Consider the following 19,257-nt stretch of genomic DNA (forward strand, 5'->3'; position numbering starts at 1 on the left):
GTTGCGCATGCCTGTGGCAAGGAAGAACGAGGAAGTGGATGTGCGTCCACGCCCGAGCGATAACCCGGCCATGGGCGCGCGCAATCGCGGCCCTTCGGGTTGGGCCTGGCAGGCGCGCTGCCGGCGCCGCGCGGCTTGACCTGACGGCCAGTCAGGCGCTGCGCCACGCAACGCCGGCAGCGCGCCTGCCAGACCCAACGCGGCATACTCGGGAATCGGTGACACGCCCTAAGCGGCGCCATCCGCGCCGTCCAGCATCAGCGCTGCAGTACCTGCAGCGCGGCGCTCACGTACACCAGCGGCGCATTCCAGTTGATCGCCACTTCGTTGGTGGCGTAGCTGCATTCCTTGTCCAGGTACGACAGCGCCGGCAGCGACGACGTGTAAGCGTGCTTGCACGCGTCGGCGTCCTGCTGCCCCGGCTGCGGACCGCCCACCAGCCATCCCGGCACCGGCGTGGCGACGCCGTCGGCGATGGAGATGCGATGGTGGATGTGCATCGGCGAGCGCGCGCCGATGCCGGTGACGAAGGACATGCCCAGCGGGTTGCGGCCGAGCACGTAGTCCAGCTGCGACTGCGCGGCCTGCAGGTATTCGGGCTTGTGCTGCAACTGGTAGGCCTGCAGCAGCATCATGGCCTGGTTCATCGCGGTGGCGTTGCTGCCCCAGTGGAAATCGGCGTCGCGCATGGTCACGCGCCAGGCCGAGCCCTGCCACACCTGCACCAGGTGATCGGCCAGGCCCTCGATCTCGTCGGCGATGCGCGCCTGGTCGGCACGCGGGGTCAGCCGCGCGCGGTGCTGCGCCAGCGACATCCACGCCAGCCCGCCGACCTGACGCCAGTCGGGCACGCTGGCCGGCACCTTGCGCGCCATCGCCGCCTCGTAGAAGGCGTCGTCGGCGGTAGCCAGATACAACTCGGTCGCGGCCCAGGCGAACTCGTCGTCGAACTCGGTGTCGTCGTAGGCGCCGGTGTGCACGTCGTCCGGCTGCCGGTAGGCCACGTCCGGATGCGCCTGCGCCCAGGCCCAGGCGCGCCGCGACGCCTCCAGCATGCGCGTGGAGATGCCGCCGAACTGCGCGTCGTACGGCGCGTAGATGCGGCTGGCCTGGGCCATCACCGCAGCGAAGTCGAGCGTGGCCGCGGTGCTCTTTTGCACCACGTAGCGTGGTGCGCGCGCCTGGTCCGGCATCTGCATGCCGGCGAAGTCCAGGTTGGTGAGCTTGTGGTACACGCCGCCGTCGTGCGGATCCTGCATCGCCAGCAGCCACTGCAGGTTCCAGTCGACCTCGCGCAGGATGTCCGGCACGTCGCCGCCGCTGTCGGGAATGCCTTCCGGGTGCGCGCTGAAGTAGGTGGGGAACTGTTCGTAGGCGGCCAGCAGGGTATAGACGGTGATGCCGGAGCTGACCACGTACTTGTTGTAGTCGCCGGCGTCGTACCAGCCCTTGGGCGCGGCGATCACGGTGCCGGCCGGGCGCTCCGGCGAGGCCGCCGAGGCATGCACCAGCACGCGGTCGTCGGGATGGCCGGCAGCGCGCGCGTGGCGGCCGGCGTAAGTGCCGTCCAGCGCGGTGCTGGCGCGGTTGTAGTAGTAGGCCTTGAGCGCGGCGCGCGACAGCGCGTTGTAGGCGTCTTCGCCGATGGCGAAGCTATCCGAGGGCGGCAGGCCGTCGACCTGCAGGCGGTAGCGGCCCGGCGTGCGCAACGCGGAGAAATCGGCGATGCGCACGGTCTGCTGCGCCGGCGGCCATGCCGCGGCGGCGCCGAGGGTGCCGCGCAGCACCACCTCGTCGCTGTCGGCGCGCACAATTGAGAACGCGTCGCCATGCCCATCCGGCACCACCGCCAGCTTGCTCGCGGCAGGCAGGAAACCGACCTGGTTCAGGCGGATCGGCGACGGCACGGTGGTGTCGGCATGCGAGGTGCAGCCGCCCAGCAACAGGCAGGCGAGGAACAGGCAGGACAGGGCATGGGGCAGCTTCATGCGCCGATACTGGCCGGCCATGATGACGGCTGCAAGCGCCACGTTGCGGACGCGCTGGCAGCGGTTCAAGACGCGGCGTTGGACGGCCGCATGCTGCGTTTCTGACAGCGCCGTCAGTGAGGCGTCAGCGTGGGGTCGCCATGCGGCGCCTACGGTGACGGCCTGTCCCCGCTGCCGGCGCCGCCCCGTGACCGCCCTGCCCCCACCGCCCGTTTCCCGCCGCGTGGTACCGCTCGTGCCGCTGCTGAGTGTGCTGCTGCTCGGCGGCTGCATGGTCGGCCCGGACTACGTGCGCCCGGCGCCGCCGGCCGCCGCGCAGCAGCCGTTCGAAGAGGCCGACGGCCGCTGGACGCCCGCCGCACCGGCCGCGGCCGACCCGGAAGTGGCATGGTGGACCCGCTATGGCGATCCGCAGCTGGACACCCTGGTCGAACAGGCCGACCGCGCCAACCAGACCCTGCGCCAGGCCGAGGCGCGCTATCGGCAGGCGCAGGCGCTGGTCGGCAGCGCGCGGGCGGCCGAGGCGCCGTCGCTGGGCGTGCAGGCCGCGGCCACGCGCGAGCGCAGCGTCACCCCCAAGCCGGGGCTGCGCGACGCCGATACGCTGGGGCTCAGCGCCAGTTGGGAGCCGGACTTCTGGGGCAAGGTCCGACGCAGCGTCGAACAGGCCGGCGACAACGCCCAGGCCAGCGCCGCCGACCTGGCGCAGGCGCGGCTGTCGCTGCAGGCCGCGGTGGTCGCCGATTACCTGCAGCTGCGCTTCGACGACCAGACCCTGGCGCTGTACCAGCGCACCCTGGCCGGCTATCGCGACGCGCTGCGGCTGACCCAGGCCCGTGTGCGCGCGGGAGTCGCCAGCGCCGCCGATGTGGCCGCGGCCGAAGCAACCCTGCACAGCACCGAAGCCGCATCGACCGATCTGGCGCTGTCGCGACGGCAACTGGATCACGCGCTGGCGGTGCTGCTCGGCCGAACCCCTTCCGAGTTCTCGCTGGCGGCCAGCGACGCACCGCTGCCGGCGCTGCCGCCGACGCCGGAGGCCCTGCCCTCGATGCTGCTGCAGCGGCGCCCGGACATCGCCGGCGCCGAACGGCGCATGGCCGCGGCCAACGCCGGCATCGGCATCGCCGTGGCGGCGTGGTTCCCGACTCTGTCGCTGAGCGCCAGCGGCGGCTACGACGGCGCCGGGCTGGCCTCGCTGCTGAGCGTGCCGAACCAAGTCTGGGCGGTGGGCGCGGCGCTGGCCGGCACGCTGTTCGACGGCGGCGCCCGCCACGCGCAACGCGCGCAGGCGCAAGCCAGCTTCGATGCGGCCGCGGCCAGCTACCGGCAAACCGTGTTGAGCGCGTTCCAAAGCGTGGAGGACCAGCTCGCCGCCGCACGCGAACTGGCGCGCGAACAGCAGCAACAGCGCAGCGCCGCCGACGCCGCGCAACAGGCCGAACGCGTGCTGATGGACCAGTACCGCGCCGGCACTGCGCTGTACAGCGCCGTCATCACCGCGCAGGCCAACGCGCTGGACGCGCAACGCACCCTGCTGCAGGTGCAATCGCGCCAGTTCGGCGCCCAGGTCGCGCTGCTGGTCGCGCTGGGCGGCGACTGGGACAGCGCCCGTCTCCCCGCCGTGCGCGGCGCCTCGCCGGGCGCCACGCCGGCTCCTGTCCTCCCGGAGTAGCCCATGTCCACCGCCGCGCCCACCCGCCCTGCCGATCCGCCACCGCGCCATGCCATGCCACGGCGGCGCTGGCCATTCGTCGCCGCCGCAGTGCTGGTCGCGCTGCTGCTGGCGGTGTGGTTGCGCCCGCGCCATGCACCGACCAAGGCCACGCCGCCGGTGCCGGTGACCAGCGCGCCGGTGCTGCGCAAGGACGTGCCGATCCGCCAGACCGGGATCGGCACGGTGCTGCCGATCGCCTCGGTGACCGTGCACTCGCGCATCGATGGGCAACTGATCGACGTGGGCTTCAGCGAAGGCCAGGACGTCAAGGCCGGGCAGGTGCTGGCGCGGCTGGATCCGCGCACCGACCAGGCGCAACTGGCCGCGGCCACCGCGCAACTGGCGAAGGACAAGGCACAGCTGGGCAATGCGCAGGCCGACCTGCAGCGCTACACGCAACTGCTGCAGGACAACGCCACCACCCGCCAGACCCTGGACACGCAGAAGGCGCTGGTCACGCAACTGCGCGCCACCCTGCAGAGCGATGCGGCGGCGATCGACAACGCGCGGGTGCAACTGGACTTCACCACCATCCGCGCACCGATCGACGGCCGCGCCGGCGCGCGCCTGGTCGATCCGGGCAACATCGTCCACGCCAGCGATGCCGGCGGCCTGGTGGTGCTGAACCAGATCGACCCGATCGCCGTGCAGTTCACCCTGCCGGAAAGCACGTTCCAGCAGATCAACCGCGCACTGCAGGCCGCACCGGCCAGCGTGGGCGTGGACGCGGTCGAGCACGGCAGCGGACAGGTGCTGGCGCACGGCACGCTGGCCCTGCTCAACAACCAGATCGACACCAGCACCGGCACCATCGCGATGAAGGCGCACTTCCCCAATTCCGGGCACACGCTGTGGCCGGGGCAGACGGTGGATGCGCGCATCACCCTGGGCATGCGCAGCGGCGCGCTGGTGGTGCCGAGCGCGGCCGTGCAGCGCAGCCAGGACGGCGAGTTCGTGTACGTGGTCGGCAGCGACGGCAGCGTGCGCGACCAGCCGGTGCAGGTGCTGGACGAGGCCGATGGCGAGAGCGTGATCGGCCAGGGCCTGCAGGCCGGCCAGCGCGTGGTGGTGGATGGGCAGTACCGGCTGCATCCGGGGGCGAAGGTGGTGGAGGCCAAGCCGGCCAGGCACGCCAAACCGGCCGCGGCGGGAGCGCACGCGTGAGCGTCTCGGCGGCCTTCATCAAACGCCCGATCGGCACCTCGCTGCTGGCCATGGCGTTGCTGTTGCTGGGCCTGGTGGCCTGGCCGCTGCTGCCGGTGGCGCCGCTGCCGCAGGTCGATTTCCCCACCATCCAGGTCTCGGCCAGCCTGCCCGGCGCCAGCCCGCAGACCATGGCCTCGAACGTGGCGCAGCCGCTGGAGCGGCAGCTGTCGCTGATTCCGGGCCTGAGCCAGATGACTTCGACCAGCGCGCTCGGCTCGACCCAGGTGACGCTGCAGTTCGACCTGGACCGCAACATCGACGCTGCCGCGCTCGATGTGCAGACCGCGATCAACGCCGCGTCCGGGCAGTTGCCGAGCGGGCTGCCGAGCGCACCGAGCTTCCGCAAGATCAACCCGGCCGAATCGGCGTCGCTGATCCTGGCGGTGCAGTCGCGGGTGTTGCCGCTGACCCAGGTCGACGACTACGCCGACAACGTGCTGGCGCAGCAGATCTCGCGCATCTCCGGGGTGGGCCTGGTCAACCTGTACGGTGCGCAGAAGCCGGCGGTGCGCGTGCAGGTGGATCCGGCCAAGCTGGCGGCGCTTGGCCTGAGCCTGGAGGACATCCGCTCGGTGATCGCCACCACCACGGTGAACGCGGCCACCGGCTCGATCGATGGCGCGCGCCAGGCCTTCACTGTCTCCACCAACGATCAACTGCTGCAGAGCCAGGCCTGGAACGACGCGGTGCTGGCCTGGCGCAACGGCGCGCCGATCCGCGTGCACGACGTCGGCACCGCGGTGGACGGGCCGGAGAACGCCAAGATCGCCGCCTGGGGCTACGCTGGCGCCGCCGCACCGGCCGACAGCGGCATCGTCGATGGCCGCGCGATCATGATCGCCATCACCAAGCAGCCCGGCGCCAACGTCATCGACACGGTGGAACAGGTCAAGGCCGCGCTGCCCAAGCTGATGGCGTCGATCCCGCCCAGCGTCAGCGTCAAGATCCTCGCCGACCGCACGCAGAATATCCGCGCCTCGGTCAGGGACGTGGAGTTCACCCTGCTGCTGTCGATCGTGCTGGTGGTGGCGGTGATCTTCGTGTTCCTGCGCAGCGCGGTGGTCACCCTGATCCCGAGCCTGACCGTGCCGCTGGCGATCCTCGGCACCGCCGCGCTGATGTACGTGCTCGGCTACAGCCTGGACAACCTGTCGCTGATGGGCCTGACCATCGCCGTCGGCTTCGTGGTGGACGATGCCATCGTGATGCTGGAGAACATCTACCGGCACATCGAGGACGGCATGGCGCCGCTGCAGGCGGCGCTGCAGGGCGCGGCCGAGATCGGCTTCACCCTGGTCTCGATCTCGGTGTCGCTGGTGGCGGTGTTCATCCCGCTGCTGCTGATGGGCGGCATCGTCGGCCGCCTGTTCCGCGAGTTCGCGGTGACCGTGAGCCTGACCATCCTGGTGTCGTTGCTGGTGTCGCTGACCCTGACCCCGATGCTGTGCGCGCGCCTGCTCAAGCCACACGCCGGGCAGGCGCAGGGGCGCCTGGCGCGCGCGTTCGAGCGCGGCTTCGACGCGCTGCTGGCGGCCTACCGGCGCGGCCTGGAGACGGTGCTGCGGCATCCGCGGCTGACCCTGGCCAGCTTCCTGCTGACCGTGGCCACCAGCGTGGCGCTGTTCGTGGTGATGCCCAAGGGCTTCTTCCCGCAGCAGGACACCGGCTTCATCTCCGGCACCGCCGATTCGGCGCAGGATTCGTCCTCGGCGGCGATGCGCACGCGCATGCTGCAACTGGCCGACATCATCCGCCGCGATCCGGACGTGCTGTCCTTCGGCATGCAGGCCGGCGCCAGCACCTTCAACTCCGGCACCTTCTCGATCGCGCTCAAGCCCAAGGATTCGGGCCGCACCGCCAGCGCCGACCAGGTGATCGCGCGGCTGCGCAAGCACCTGGCGCACGTGCAGGGCGTCACCCTGTTCATGCAGGCCGGGCAGGACATCAACGTCGGCGGCCGCCTGGCCCGCACCCAGTACCAGTACACCCTGACCGACGCCAACCTGGACGAGCTCAACACCTGGGCGCCGAAGTTGCTGAAGGCGTTCCGGGCGCTGCCGCAACTGACCGACGTGGCCTCCGACCAGCAGAACGCCGCGCCGATCGCCAGCCTGACCATCGACCGCCAGCGCGCGGCCAGCTTCGGCATCACCCCGCAGCAGATCGACGCGACCATCAACGACGCCATCGGCCAGCGCCAGGTCGCGCAGTACTTCACCCAGCTCAACAGCTACCACGTGGTGCTGGAAGTGACGCCGGCGCTGCAGGGCGATCCGTCGCTGTTCCAGCGGCTGTACCTGACCTCGCCGCTGACTGGCAAGCAGGTGCCGCTGTCCACCTTCGCCACGCTCGACACCAGCAAGACCGGCTACCTGTCGGTGAGCCACCAGGGCCAGTTCCCGGCGGTGACCATCTCCTTCAACCTGGCGCCGGGCGCGGCACTGGGCGACGCGGTGGACGCGATCCAGCAGGCCCAGGCGCAGCTGCGGGTGCCGGCCACGCTCAGCGGCAGCTTCCAGGGCACGGCGCAGGCGTTCAGCGCCTCGCTGCGCACCCAGCCGTACCTGATCCTGGCGGCGTTGATCGCGGTCTACATCGTGCTCGGCCTGCTCTACGAGAGCTACATCCACCCGCTGACCATCCTCTCCACCCTGCCCTCGGCCGGCGTCGGCGCGCTGCTGATCCTGATGGCCGGCGGCTACGACTTGAGCGTGATTGCGATGATCGGCATCATCCTGCTGATCGGCATCGTCAAGAAGAACGGGATCATGATGGTGGACTTCGCCCTGCATGCCGAACGCGAACGCGGGCTGTCCTCGCGCGATGCGATCTTCGAGGCCTGCCTGATGCGCTTCCGGCCGATCATGATGACCACCCTGTGCGCCCTGCTCGGCGGCCTGCCGCTAATGCTCAACCACGGCGCCGGGTCGGAACTGCGGCGGCCGCTGGGCTATGCGATGGTCGGCGGGCTGCTGCTGTCGCAACTGCTGACCCTGTTCAGTACGCCGATCGTGTACCTGTACCTGGACCGCCTGCACGGCTGGTACCTGCAGCGGCGCCAGGCACGTCGCGCACGCACCGCCGCGCCGGAGGCGCTGCAGCCATGAAGGTGCTGATCGTCGAGGACGAGCGCAAGACCGCCGACTACCTGCAGCAGGGACTGAGCGAACAGGGCTGCACGGTCGACGTGGCCTACGACGGCATCGACGGCCAGCACCTGGCCCTGCACTACGACTTCGACGTGATCGTGCTCGACGCGATGCTGCCGGGCCTGGACGGCTTCGCCATCCTGCGCTCGCTGCGTTCGGTGAAGAGCACGCCGGTGATCATGCTGACCGCGCGCGACAGCGTGGAGGACCGGGTCAAGGGCCTGCGCGAGGGCGCCGACGACTACCTGATCAAGCCGTTCTCCTTCATCGAACTGCTGGCGCGGCTGCAGGTGCTGGCACGGCGCGGCCGCGTCCAGGAAAGCACGCTGCTGCGCGTGGGCGAGCTGCAGATCGACATGATCAGCCGCAAGGCCATGCGCGGCCGGCAGCGGCTGGACCTGACCGCCAAGGAGTTCGCGCTGCTGGCGGTGCTGGCCCGGCACCAGGGCGAGATCCTGTCCAAGACCGCGATCGCCGAGATGGTCTGGGACATGAACTTCGACAGCAACACCAACGTGGTGGAAGTGGCGATCAAGCGCCTGCGCGCCAAGATCGACGTGCCGTTCGACGCCCCGCTGCTGCACACCGTGCGCGGCATGGGCTACGTGCTGGAAGAACGCGAGGACGCGAGCGGGTGAGCGCGCCGGCGCGGCCCTCGATCGCGCTGCGCCTGGCCGGCCTGTTCGCGGCCACCGCGCTGCTCGGCTTCGCCCTGATCGGGCTGGTGCTGCATCAGGTGCTGGAGCACGAACTGCGCCGGCACCAGCGCGAGGAACTGCGCTCGCACATGGACGCGGTGCGGTACATGCTGGTCAACAGCCGCTCGCCGGAGCTGGCCGCACATGCGCGCACGCGCCTGGCCAGCGTCTCCAGCGCGCCGGACCTGCGCTTCTGGCTGTGGAGCGAGGACCCGGCGTTCCGCTACGGGCGCGGCGCCGAGGCGATGGCGGCGGCCACGCGCGGCCATAGCGGGCTGGTGCGCATCGGCGATCCGCAGGCGCTGGGCATCGCCGACGCGCAGCCGCTATCGTGGCAGGCCATCGGCCAGGCGCTGCCGGCCACGCCGGTGCGCCCGCCGGTGCAACTGATCGCGGCGATGGACAGCGCCCCGTTCGCGCTCACCCGGCGCCGCTTCGACATCGCCCTGGCGCTGGTCACGCTGGCCGGCACTGCGCTGGTCGGCGCGCTGGGCTACTGGACCGCCAAGCTCGGCCTGCGCCCGGTGCAGCGGCTGTCGGCCGATGCGCAGCGCATCGGCCCGCACGACCGGCGGCGCCTGGACCTGCCGCGGCTGCCGCGCGAACTGGAAGACCTGGGCGCGTCGTTGAACGCGGCCTTCGACCGGCTCGATGCGGCCTATGCGCAGCAGGAAAGCTTCAATGCCGACGTCGCCCACGAACTGCGCACGCCGCTGGCCAGCCTGATCGGCCAGACCCAGGTGGCGCTGACCCGCCACCGCGACGCGCAACAGTTGCGCCAGGTGCTGCAGTCGAACCTGGAGGAACTGGAACGGCTGCGCGCGATCGTCGCCGACATGCTGTTCCTGGCCCGCGCCGAGCAGGGCCAGCGTGCGCGCCAGTGCGAGGACGCGTCGCTGGCCGAGGAAGTCGGCAAGACCGTGGAGTTCTTCGAGGTGCTGCTGGACGAGGCCGGCTTGCAGGTGGAGGTGCGCGGCGACGTGGTGGTGCCGGTCGAGAAGTCGCTGCTGCGGCGCGCGCTGTCCAACCTGCTGCACAACGCCATCCAGCACTCGGCCGGTCACGCGCCGATCGTGGTGGAGATCGTGCAGCGCGGCGGCGAGGCGCTGATCGCCTTCTCCAACCCCAGCGTGGCGCTGGCGCCGGAGCATCTGCAGCGCCTGTTCGACCGCTTCTACCGCGGCGACGCCGCCCGCGCCAACAGCCGCGAGAGCCACGGCCTGGGATTGGCGATCGTCAAGGCAGTAGCGACCATGCACGGCGGGCGCGTGTTCGCGCAGCACCGCGACGGCATCACCACGATCGGGTTTTCGGTGGCGCTGGACGGCGCCGCTACCGGCGTGCCGGCGCACGCCGCGCTGCGCTGGTAAGCCGCAGCGCCGCGCTCAGGCGGCCAGTGCGCGCGCCTGCAGCGCCGGCAGTTCGTGCGCGGTGACGAAACGGCCCTTGGCATCGCGCTGGAGCTGCGCCAGCGCGCAGTCCGGATCGTGGGTGAAGAACAGGCGCACGTCGCGCGCCAGCGCGTCTTCCAGGAACGCGCGCTTCTCGTCGATCAGCAGTTCGGCGTTGCGGTCGTAGCCCATGGTGATCGGCACGTGCACCCACGAGCGGCCCGGGATCAGGTCGGCGCAGAACGCCACCCCGCCGTGTGCCTGGCCATCCTCGCCGTGGCCGGGGCCGACGATCTCGGCCAGCATCAGCCCCGGCGTGTGGCCGTCGCTGAAGCGGAATCGCACCGCCTCGCCGAGCGTACGCGAATACTCGCCGTCGACCAGCTCCAGCCGGCCGCTGGCCTCGAGCAGGCCGGGCAGTTCCGGAATGAAGCTGGCGCGGTCGCGCGGATGCGGGTGCAGCGCGCGTTGCCAGTGCGCCGCGCCAACCAGGAACTGCGCGTTGGGAAACAGCAGTTCCGGCGCGGCGCCCTCGCGGTAGGCGGCCAACAGGCCCCCGGCATGATCGAAGTGCAGATGGCTCAGCACCACCACGTCGATGTCGGTATGCGCGAAGCCGGCGTCCTGCAGCGAATCCAGCAGCACGTGGCGCGCCTCCTGCACGCCGTAGCGCTCGCGCAGCGCCGGCGGGAAGAACGCGCCGATCCCGGTTTCGAACAGCACGGTCTTGCCGACCAGCGGGCTGGCCAGCAGCGCGCGGCAGGCCAGCGCGATGCGGTTGCCGTCGTCGGGCGCGGCCCATTGCTGCCACATCGCCTTGGGCGCGTTGCCGAACATCGCGCCGCCGTCGAGTTTCTGCGAGTTGCCTTGGATGGACCAGAGTTTCATGGGCGGGGATTCGGGAGTCGGGATTGGGGATTCGCAAACGCGGGCGTCAGGGCGCCGGCGCGGTCTGCAGCACTTCGGCGCTGCCGACTTCGTTGCGCGGGTCGCTGCCGCCGCTGAGCACGTTGCGGCGCTTGTCCCATTCCACCGTCTGCAGGTTGCCCCAGACGTGGCTGGAGCCGTGACCGTCCTCGGCCGTGTCGCCAGGCAGCTTGAGCGTGTGTCCCATGGCTTCCAGGCCCTTGGCCGTGGCCGCGTCGAAGGTGCCGGTCTCCGCCTCGATCACGTCCGGCAGCCACTGGTGGTGGTAGCGCGGCAGCGCGGCGACCTGCTGCGCCGTGAGGCCGTCGTCGTAGCCGAGGATGCCGAGCAGCACCATGGTGATGATGCGGCTGCCGCCCGGGGTGCCGAGCACGATCGCCTTGTCCGCGTTCTCCATGAAGGTCGGCGACATCGAACTGAGCGGGCGCTTGCCCGGCTTGGGCGCGTTGGCCGCGTAGCCCATCACCCCGAAGGCGTTGGGCGTGCCCGGACGCAGCGCGAAATCGTCCATCTCGTTGTTGAGCAGCACGCCGGTGCCCTTGGGGATCAGCCCGGAGCCGTACAGCAGGTTGACCGTCTGGGTGGCGCCGACGCGGTTGCCCTCGCCGTCGATGATCGAGAAATGCGTGGTCTCGTCGTCTTCCAGCGGGGTCGGCTGGCCGGACAGCAGGTCGCTGGGCGTGGCCTTCTCCGGGTTGATCGTCGAGCGCAGGCCCACCGCATAGTCCTTGCTGAGCAGGATGCGCTGCGGCACGTGGGTGAAATCCGGATCGCCCAGGAAGAAGGTGCGGTCGCGGTAGGCGCGACGCATCGCCTCCACGGTCAGGTGCACGCGGTGCACCGGGTCCATGGTCTTGAGGTCGTAGCCCTCCAGGATCTGCAGCATGCTGGCCAGGGCGATGCCGCCGGAGGACGGCGGCGGCGCGGTGGTGATGGTCCAGCCCTTGTAGTCGAAGCGGATCGGGGTGCGTTCCTTGATCGTGTAGCCGGCCAGTTCCTCCGCGGTCCAGCGCCCGCCGGCCTGCTTCACGCCGGCCAGCAGCTTCTTGGCGGTGGCGCCACGGTAGAAACCGTCGAAGCCCTTGTCGGCCAGCAGTTGCAGCGTGTTGGCCAGTTCCGGCTGCTTGAATACGTCGCCCACCGCGATCGGCCGGCCGTTGCGCAGGTAGACCTCGCGGGTGCCGGGATAGCGCTCCATCACCTTGCGCCGCGACTGGTAGCCCTCGGCCATGCGCGCGTAGACCGGGAAGCCGTCGCGGGCGATGCGGATCGCCGGCGCCAGCGACTGCCGCAGCGGCAGCCGGCCGTGCTTGGTCGCCAGTTCCACCAGCGCCGCCGGCAACCCCGGAATGCCGGCCGACCACGGGCCGTTGATGGAGCGATCGCGGTCCAGCTCGCCCTTGGCGTCCAGGAACGCGGCCGGCGTCGCCGATTCCGGCGCGGTCTCGCGCGCATCCAGCATCACGTCCTTGCCGGTCTTGGCGTCGTGCAGCAGGAAGAAGCCGCCACCGCCGAGGCCGGAACTGATCGGTTCGACCACCGACAGCGTCGAGGACACCGCCACCGCGGCGTCGAAGGCGTTGCCGCCCTCGCGCAGGATCTGCAGGCCGGCCTCGGTGGCCAGGCGATGGCCGCTGGCGATCGCGGCGCCGGGCGGATGCGCGGCCGGGGCGGTGGCGGTCGCCTCGGCGACCGGCGCCTCGGCCCACGCCGACGGCGTCAGGACCAGGGCGAGCAGCAGGACACGGCGGACGAGGCTTCTCATGCGGCGGGGGGCTCCTGTGGGTACAACTCGGGGTGGTCGCGCTGCAGGCGCTGCAGCTTGGCCAGCAACTGGGCGTGGGTCTCCGGGATGGCCGGGTCGGGGTCGATGCACTCCACCGGGCACACCACCACGCACTGCGGCTCGTCGAAATGGCCGACGCATTCGGTACAGCGGGCGGGGTCGATCACGTAGATCGTCTCGCCCATGGCGATGGCCTGGTTCGGGCAGGCCGGCTCGCAGACGTCGCAGTTGACGCAGAGCTCGTTGATCTTGAGGGACATGTGGCGCACTTCGGCACTGACCCGGGCAGTTTACCGGATCGGGACGGGACGGCCCTGCGAAGGCGGCGCCGGGGCGCGGAACGCTGTAATGCAGCGCAAGGCGGCTTGGGCAACTGCCGCGACGTGGCGCGGCACACAGCAGAACTGCGCAGCGCAACCGCCCGTTGCGGGCGGCGCGGGATGGCGGGACCGGCGCGCATCGGCGCGCCGGTCCGCACGGGGCTTACTTGGCTTCGACGAAGATGTAGTCGGCGCCGGTCGGCTTGACCACGGCTTCGACGCGGGCGTTGTCGGCCGGAGCGCCGATGTAGACCACGCGCACGCCCTTCATGCTGTTGGCCTCGACCTTGGCGAACGCGGCGGCGATCAGGTCGGCCATCTTGGCCGAGGCCGAGGAACCGAACGCCAGCATGTTGCCCGGCTGGATGCCGCGGCCGATGGCGGTGGTGGCGCTTTCGACCTGGCGCTCGTACTTGGCCTGGAACTCCGGATCCGATTCCGGCGGCAGGTAGTACAGGAACGGGCTGTTGGTGACGTTGCCCATGTTCTGGATCGCCACTTCCTGCAGGTACTTCTTCCAGCCGGCATCGTCGTCCTTGGCCGGGGCGGTCAGCGCGGGCTGCGCGTCGGCGGCCGGCTTGGCGGCCTCTTCCTTCTTGCAGGCGGTGAAGCCCAGGGCCAGCGAAGCGATCAGCAACGCGCGTGCGGTGGTGTTCATGGAACGGCTCCCTCTGTGTCGTCAGTGAATGGTGGTCGGCTCAGCGCTGCGCGGCGGCCTGGCGGGCCTGGACCAGCGCCTGCACCACCGACGGCGGCACGAAGCCGGAGACGTCCCCGCCCAGGCGCGCGATCTCGCGCACCAACGAGGACGAAATGAAGCTGTGTTGCTCGGCCGGGGTGAGGAACAGGGTCTCCACCTCCGGGATCAGATGCCTGTTCATGCTCGCCATCTGGAACTCGTATTCGAAGTCCGACACCGCGCGCAGGCCGCGCAGCAGCACGCCGCCGCCGACCGAGCGCACGAAATGCGCCAGCAGCGTGTCGAAGCCCAGCACTTCCACGTTGCGGTGCCCGGCCAGCGCCTCGCGGGCCAGCGACACGCGCAGGTCCAGCGGCAGGGTCGGCCCCTTGGAGGGGCTCTGCGCCACGCCCACGATCACCTGCTCGAACAGCGGTGCGGCACGGTTGACCAGATCGATATGGCCGTTGGTGATCGGATCGAAGGTGCCGGGATAGACGGCGATGCGGCTATGGGCCACGGTCATGCGTCGGGTACCGCGTGAAGGTCGCCGGGAAGTGTAGCAGCGGTGCGCCGGTACAGGGCAGCGCGGACCTCGCGGCTGCCGCCCTCGCGGTACAGCGCCCAGGACGCCGGCACTGCGGGCGCCTGCCCGGCCGGCGACTCCAGGTACAGCCAGGCATCGGCCGCCAGCCGCGCCGGCAGGCGCTGCAGCACCGCGTCCCACAGCCCGGCGGCGAACGGCGGATCGACGAAGGCGATGTCCGCCAGGGCCTCGGCCGGCGCCTCGGCCAGCCAGCGCAGCGCATCGCCCTGCACCACCTGCACCTGGTCCTGCGCCTGCAGCCGCGCGACCGTGGCGCGCAACTGCGCCGCCTGGCCCGGATCGCGTTCGACCAGCACCGCGCCGGCCGCGCCGCGCGACACCGCCTCCAGCCCCAGCGCGCCGCTGCCGGCGAACAGGTCCAGCACCCGCGCCCCGGGCAGCACCGGCTGCAGCCAGTTGAACAGGGTCTCGCGGACCCGGTCGGAGGTCGGGCGCAGCCCGGCCAGGTCTGGCACCGGCAGCCGCGTATTGCGCCAGCGCCCGCCGATGATCCGCACCTGGCCGCCGCCGGGACGGCTCATCGGCGGCCTCGCAGGGACCGGGACAGGCGGAACGGGGAACGCAGGAACGGCATGGGCGGCGGGCAGTGGGCGGCGCGGAAACGGGGTCCGGATCATAGACCAGCGCGGTGTCGCGCGTATGCGCGGCGAGGCGCTTGAAGCCGGCGGTGGCCGCCACCATGTCGGCCGGCAGAGCCGCGCTCTCCTCCGCGCGGCCGCCCATCCTTCATGGAGCACCTACCGATGAGCGTGGAAACCCAAAAAGAAACCCTGGGCTTTCAGACCGAGGTCAAGCAGCTGCTGCAGCTGATGATCCATTCGCTGTATTCCAACAAGGAGATCTTCCTGCGCGAACTGATCTCCAATGCCTCCGACGCCGCCGACAAGCTGCGCTTCGAAGCCCTGGTCAAGCCGGAGCTGCTGGACGGCGACGCGCAGTTGCGCATCCGCATCGGCTTCGACAAGGACGCCGGCACCGTCACCATCGACGACAACGGCATCGGCATGAGCCGCGAGGAGATCGTGGCGCACCTGGGCACCATCGCCAAGTCCGGCACCTCCGAGTTTCTCAAGCACCTGTCCGGCGACCAGAAGAAGGACTCGCACCTGATCGGCCAGTTCGGCGTGGGCTTCTACAGCGCCTTCATCGTCGCCGACCAGGTCGACGTTTACAGCCGCCGCGCCGGCCTGCCGGCCAGCGAAGGCGTGCACTGGTCCTCGCGCGGCGAAGGCGAGTTCGAGGTCGCCACCATCGAGAAGGCCGAGCGCGGCACCCGCATCGTGCTGCACCTGAAGGACGACGAGAAGGACTTCGCCGACGGCTGGAAGCTGCGCGGCATCGTGCGCAAGTATTCCGACCACATCGCCCTGCCGATCGAGTTTCACAAGGAACACTACGGCGAAGACAAGGACAAGCCCGAGACCCCGGAATGGGAAACCGTCAACCGCGCCAGCGCGCTGTGGACGCGCCCGCGCACCGAGATCAAGGACGAGGAATACCAGGAGCTGTACAAGCACATCGCCCACGACCACGAGAACCCGGTGTCGTGGAGCCACAACAAGGTCGAGGGCAAGCTGGAGTACACCTCGCTGCTGTACGTGCCCGGCCGCGCCCCGTTCGACCTGTACCAGCGCGACGCCTCGCGCGGGCTCAAGCTGTACGTGCAGCGCGTCTTCATCATGGACCAGGCCGAGCAGTTCCTGCCGCTGTACCTGCGCTTCATCAAGGGCATCGTCGATTCCAGCGACCTGCCGCTGAACGTCTCGCGCGAGATCCTGCAGTCCGGCCCGGTGATCGACTCGATGAAGTCGGCGCTGACCAAGCGTGCCCTGGACATGCTGGAGAAGCTGGCCAAGGACGACGCCGAGCGCTACCAGGGCGTGTGGAAGAACTTCGGCCAGGTGCTGAAGGAAGGCCCGGCCGAGGACTTCAGCAACCGCGAGAAGATCGCCGGCCTGCTGCGTTTCGCCTCCACCCACGGCAGCGACGGCGCGCAGAACGTGTCGCTGGCCGACTACGTGGCGCGGATGCAGGACGGTCAGGACAAGCTGTACTACCTGACCGGCGAGAGCTACGCGCAGATCAAGGACAGCCCGCACCTGGAAGTGTTCCGCAAGAAGGGCATCGAAGTGCTGCTGCTCACCGACCGCATCGACGAGTGGCTGATGAGCTACCTCACCGAGTTCGACGGCAAGTCCTTCGTCGACGTGGCGCGCGGCGACCTGGACCTGGGCAAGCTCGACAGCGAGGAAGAGAAGCAGGCCAAGGAAGAAGCCGCCAAGGCCAAGCAAGGCCTGGTCGAGCGCATCCAGAACGTACTCAAGGAAGACGTCTCCGAAGTGCGCGTCTCGCACCGCCTGACCGACTCACCGGCGATCCTGGCCATCGGCCAGGGCGACCTCGGCCTGCAGATGCGGCAGATCCTGGAAGCCAGCGGCCAGAAGCTACCCGAGAGCAAGCCGGTGTTCGAGTTCAACCCCGCGCACCCGCTGATCGAGAAGCTGGACGCGGAAGCCGACGGCGAGCGCTTCGGCGACCTGGCGAAGGTACTGTTCGATCAGGCGGCGTTGGCGGCTGGCGACAGCCTGAAGGACCCGGCGGCGTATGTGCGTCGGCTCAACAAGCTGTTGTTGGAGTTGTCGGTGTAAGCCTGAGACATGTGGTCGCGAAAAGAACGAAGCCGGCATGCGCCGGCTTTGTTTTTTTACACGGCCCTCCGAGTACCCGAAGCCCAACAACCTTGCAGGATTCCGGTTCCGCGTTACGGTTGTTGGCTCAAGGCAGAACATGGCGTGGGCACCAGTTCGAACCGGCCGGCGTGATCACAGCCATGTCCTTCTCAGCCCGCAAACGCGCGCACCGATGGGACAAGGCGCTCTGGCGTGCAGCTCGACACTGTGTGCCGCCATACCATCCACTGCCTACCCCACTTGACACTGCCTACCACTTCTTCACGCTGACCAGCTGTTTATCTACCACAAACAAAGATACGCGATAGCGATCGAAATAAATAATGCCAGCATTAGCAGCACAAAACAGACACAGAAAATCCCCTGCCTTAAATTTACTTGAACTGCACATCAACTCTATTTATCGATTTCAACAAAATGCCGCAAATCAAGAGGAGAGAAAGGCCAACAACAGCCACAGCATTCATCAAAAAAAGATCAAACCAGCTCAAAAACACCACATGGCCATGCTGGTTATACTGGTAGATCTTGCCAATCGAATAATTTGCAACGCTGGGACTACCCGAAATGACTACCCTGGCAATGTAGGGCTCGCCAATAAAAACCATGGCAGCGCCAGCAAGAAAACTCGGAATTACGAAAAATCTTGCAACCTTAGTCTTCATTGATCACCAACTATCAATTGCGCACCAGCATGCGTTGAAGGCTCCACACTACCAAGCCAAACCAACATCCCTTGCAGGACCGGCTGACCTTGTTGAATTATCGAATGCGCTCAGGGCTGGCCGTCAAGGAAATTCCACGCGCCCGATGAGCGGTCTCCCGCTTAGCTGAAACGTTGGACGTCGTCAGTCTGATCAGTTGCGCAATCCCGAGGGATCAGTCATGACGCTACCTCGGATGTAGTGCAGGCATGCAAGATACCTGCCCGGCACGCTGGTAGAGCTGCCTGGTGACCTGCCGCTGCCAGGCTTTTCGCGAAGCGCCGCGCAGGCGAGAATCCGCGTCACTTCCTGGCCACCCTCCTCGATGAACAGCAACCCCACCCTCACGCTGTCCCTGGACCAGGCCACCACCCTGGTCGAACGCATCCTGACCCACGCCGGCTTCAGCCCGGCGCACGTGCAGGCGCTCACCCACACCATCGTCGCCGGCGAACGCGACGGCTGCGCCTCGCACGGGTTGTACCGGACGCTCGGCTGCGTGGCGACGCTGCGCAACGGCAAGGTGGTGGGCGATGCCGAGCCTGCCGTGCACGATCATGCGCCCGGCATCGTCCGGGTCGATGCACGCGGCGGGTTCTCGCTGCTGGCGTTCGAGCGTGGGCTGCCGCTGTTGATCGAGAAGACCCGTGCCAATGGCCTGGCGGCGCTGGCGATCAACCATTGCGTGCATTTCTCTGCGCTGTGGCCGGAAGTCGAACGCATCACCGACGCTGGGTTGGTCGCGCTGATCTGCAACCCCAGTCATGCCTGGGTGACCCCGGCCGGCGGCCGCACGCCGCTGCTGGGCACCAACCCGCTGGCGTTCGGCTGGCCGCGCGCGGATGCGCCGCCGTTCGTGTTCGACTTCGCCACCAGCGCGGTGGCGCGCGGCGAGATCGAGCTGCGCCGCCGCGCCGGCCAGCCGATTCCAGAAGGCTGGGGTGTGGACGCGGCGGGCGCGCCGACCACCGATCCGGCCGCAGTCGCCGACGGCGGCGCGATGCTGACCTTCGGCAGCCACAAGGGCTCGGCGCTGTCGGCGATGATCGAACTGATCGCCGGGCCGTTGATCGGCGACCTCACCAGCGCCGAATCGCTGGCGCACGACGCCGGTACCGGCGCGGCGCCCTACCACGGCGAACTGATTCTGGCGCTGGATCCGGCGCGCTTTCTCGGCGCCGATCGCGCCGCACACCTGGCCCGTGCGGAAGCCTTTTTTGCGGCCTACGAGGCCACCGGGGCACGCTTGCCGTCGCAACGCCGTTACCAGGCGCGGGAACGCAGCCGCAGCGAAGGCGTGCGGATTCCGCAGGCCCTGCATCAGGATCTGCTGGCCTTGCTCGACTGAAGAAGACTATTGGTAACGCGCTTCAACGTGACTCAGCGGGACATGCC

The 19,257-nt window shown here is 69.3% G+C and carries 15 protein-coding genes; 7 read left to right on the forward strand and 8 right to left on the reverse strand.

Going from position 1 to position 19,257, the window contains the following annotated elements:
• Positions 1 to 257: 257 nt before the first annotated feature.
• Complete coding sequence (locus RAB70_RS16700) at positions 258 to 1,988, reverse strand: glycoside hydrolase family 9 protein (RefSeq protein ID WP_225851736.1); 1,731 nt, start codon at positions 1,986 to 1,988, stop codon at positions 258 to 260.
• Between the two features lie 187 nt (positions 1,989 to 2,175).
• On the opposite strand from RAB70_RS16700, the gene RAB70_RS16705 reads away from it, so the two are divergent.
• The 5 genes from RAB70_RS16705 to RAB70_RS16725 are packed head-to-tail and all read left to right on the forward strand — an operon-like array spanning position 2,176 to position 10,128.
• On the forward strand, positions 2,176 to 3,663 hold the full coding sequence (locus RAB70_RS16705; RefSeq protein WP_265529749.1) for an efflux transporter outer membrane subunit: 1,488 nt from the start codon (positions 2,176 to 2,178) through the stop codon (positions 3,661 to 3,663).
• A 3-nt stretch (positions 3,664 to 3,666) separates the two neighbouring features.
• Positions 3,667 to 4,869 carry an efflux RND transporter periplasmic adaptor subunit gene (locus tag RAB70_RS16710; RefSeq protein ID WP_265529753.1) on the forward strand — a complete coding sequence of 401 codons (1,203 nt, stop codon included), beginning with the start codon at positions 3,667 to 3,669 and terminating at the stop codon, positions 4,867 to 4,869.
• Complete coding sequence (locus tag RAB70_RS16715) at positions 4,866 to 8,018, forward strand: efflux RND transporter permease subunit (RefSeq protein WP_148829334.1); 3,153 nt, start codon at positions 4,866 to 4,868, stop codon at positions 8,016 to 8,018. The genes RAB70_RS16710 and RAB70_RS16715 overlap by 4 nt, the downstream gene beginning before the upstream one ends.
• On the forward strand, positions 8,015 to 8,698 hold the full coding sequence (locus RAB70_RS16720; RefSeq protein WP_148829333.1) for a heavy metal response regulator transcription factor: 684 nt from the start codon (positions 8,015 to 8,017) through the stop codon (positions 8,696 to 8,698). Before RAB70_RS16715 ends, RAB70_RS16720 begins: the two co-directional genes overlap by 4 nt.
• The gene (locus tag RAB70_RS16725) at positions 8,695 to 10,128 is read left to right on the forward strand and encodes a heavy metal sensor histidine kinase (protein ID WP_148829332.1); all 1,434 of its coding nucleotides are present in this window, start codon (positions 8,695 to 8,697) and stop codon (positions 10,126 to 10,128) included. The genes RAB70_RS16720 and RAB70_RS16725 overlap by 4 nt, the downstream gene beginning before the upstream one ends.
• Before the next feature lie 15 nt (positions 10,129 to 10,143).
• On the opposite strand, the gene RAB70_RS16730 is transcribed toward RAB70_RS16725, so the two are convergent.
• From RAB70_RS16730 to rsmD, 6 genes are all read right to left on the reverse strand, one after another.
• Positions 10,144 to 11,037, reverse strand: a complete 894-nt coding sequence (locus tag RAB70_RS16730; protein ID WP_148829331.1) for an MBL fold metallo-hydrolase — start codon at positions 11,035 to 11,037, stop codon at positions 10,144 to 10,146.
• Positions 11,038 to 11,083: 46 nt separating this feature from the next.
• Entirely contained in the window at positions 11,084 to 12,841 is a 1,758-nt protein-coding gene (ggt, locus tag RAB70_RS16735; RefSeq protein WP_148829330.1) for a gamma-glutamyltransferase, read from the reverse strand.
• On the reverse strand, positions 12,838 to 13,122 hold the full coding sequence (locus RAB70_RS16740; protein WP_017908325.1) for a YfhL family 4Fe-4S dicluster ferredoxin: 285 nt from the start codon (positions 13,120 to 13,122) through the stop codon (positions 12,838 to 12,840). The genes ggt and RAB70_RS16740 overlap by 4 nt, the downstream gene beginning before the upstream one ends.
• A gap of 223 nt (positions 13,123 to 13,345) precedes the next feature.
• Positions 13,346 to 13,840: a hypothetical protein gene (locus RAB70_RS16745; protein WP_010342035.1), complete on the reverse strand. Its 495-nt coding sequence runs from the start codon at positions 13,838 to 13,840 to the stop codon at positions 13,346 to 13,348.
• Positions 13,841 to 13,880: 40 nt separating this feature from the next.
• On the reverse strand, positions 13,881 to 14,387 hold the full coding sequence (coaD, locus tag RAB70_RS16750) for a pantetheine-phosphate adenylyltransferase (RefSeq protein WP_010342036.1): 507 nt from the start codon (positions 14,385 to 14,387) through the stop codon (positions 13,881 to 13,883).
• Positions 14,384 to 14,989: a 16S rRNA (guanine(966)-N(2))-methyltransferase RsmD gene (rsmD, locus tag RAB70_RS16755; protein WP_148829329.1), complete on the reverse strand. Its 606-nt coding sequence runs from the start codon at positions 14,987 to 14,989 to the stop codon at positions 14,384 to 14,386. Before rsmD ends, coaD begins: the two co-directional genes overlap by 4 nt.
• Positions 14,990 to 15,211: 222 nt before the next feature.
• Here rsmD and htpG point away from each other — a divergent pair, with 222 nt between their 5' ends.
• A complete protein-coding gene (htpG, locus tag RAB70_RS16760) occupies positions 15,212 to 17,116 on the forward strand; it encodes a molecular chaperone HtpG (protein ID WP_148829328.1) in 1,905 nt (634 codons plus the stop codon).
• A 416-nt stretch (positions 17,117 to 17,532) separates the two neighbouring features.
• On the opposite strand, the gene RAB70_RS16765 is transcribed toward htpG, so the two are convergent.
• Entirely contained in the window at positions 17,533 to 17,823 is a 291-nt protein-coding gene (locus tag RAB70_RS16765) for a hypothetical protein (protein WP_148829327.1), read from the reverse strand.
• A gap of 364 nt (positions 17,824 to 18,187) precedes the next feature.
• On the opposite strand from RAB70_RS16765, the gene RAB70_RS16770 reads away from it, so the two are divergent.
• Entirely contained in the window at positions 18,188 to 19,210 is a 1,023-nt protein-coding gene (locus RAB70_RS16770) for an Ldh family oxidoreductase (protein WP_148829326.1), read from the forward strand.
• Positions 19,211 to 19,257: the final 47 nt, after the last annotated feature.

The sequence above is a fragment of the Xanthomonas sontii genome (genome assembly GCF_040529055.1).
Classification (GTDB): Bacteria; Pseudomonadota; Gammaproteobacteria; order Xanthomonadales; family Xanthomonadaceae; genus Xanthomonas_A; species Xanthomonas_A sontii.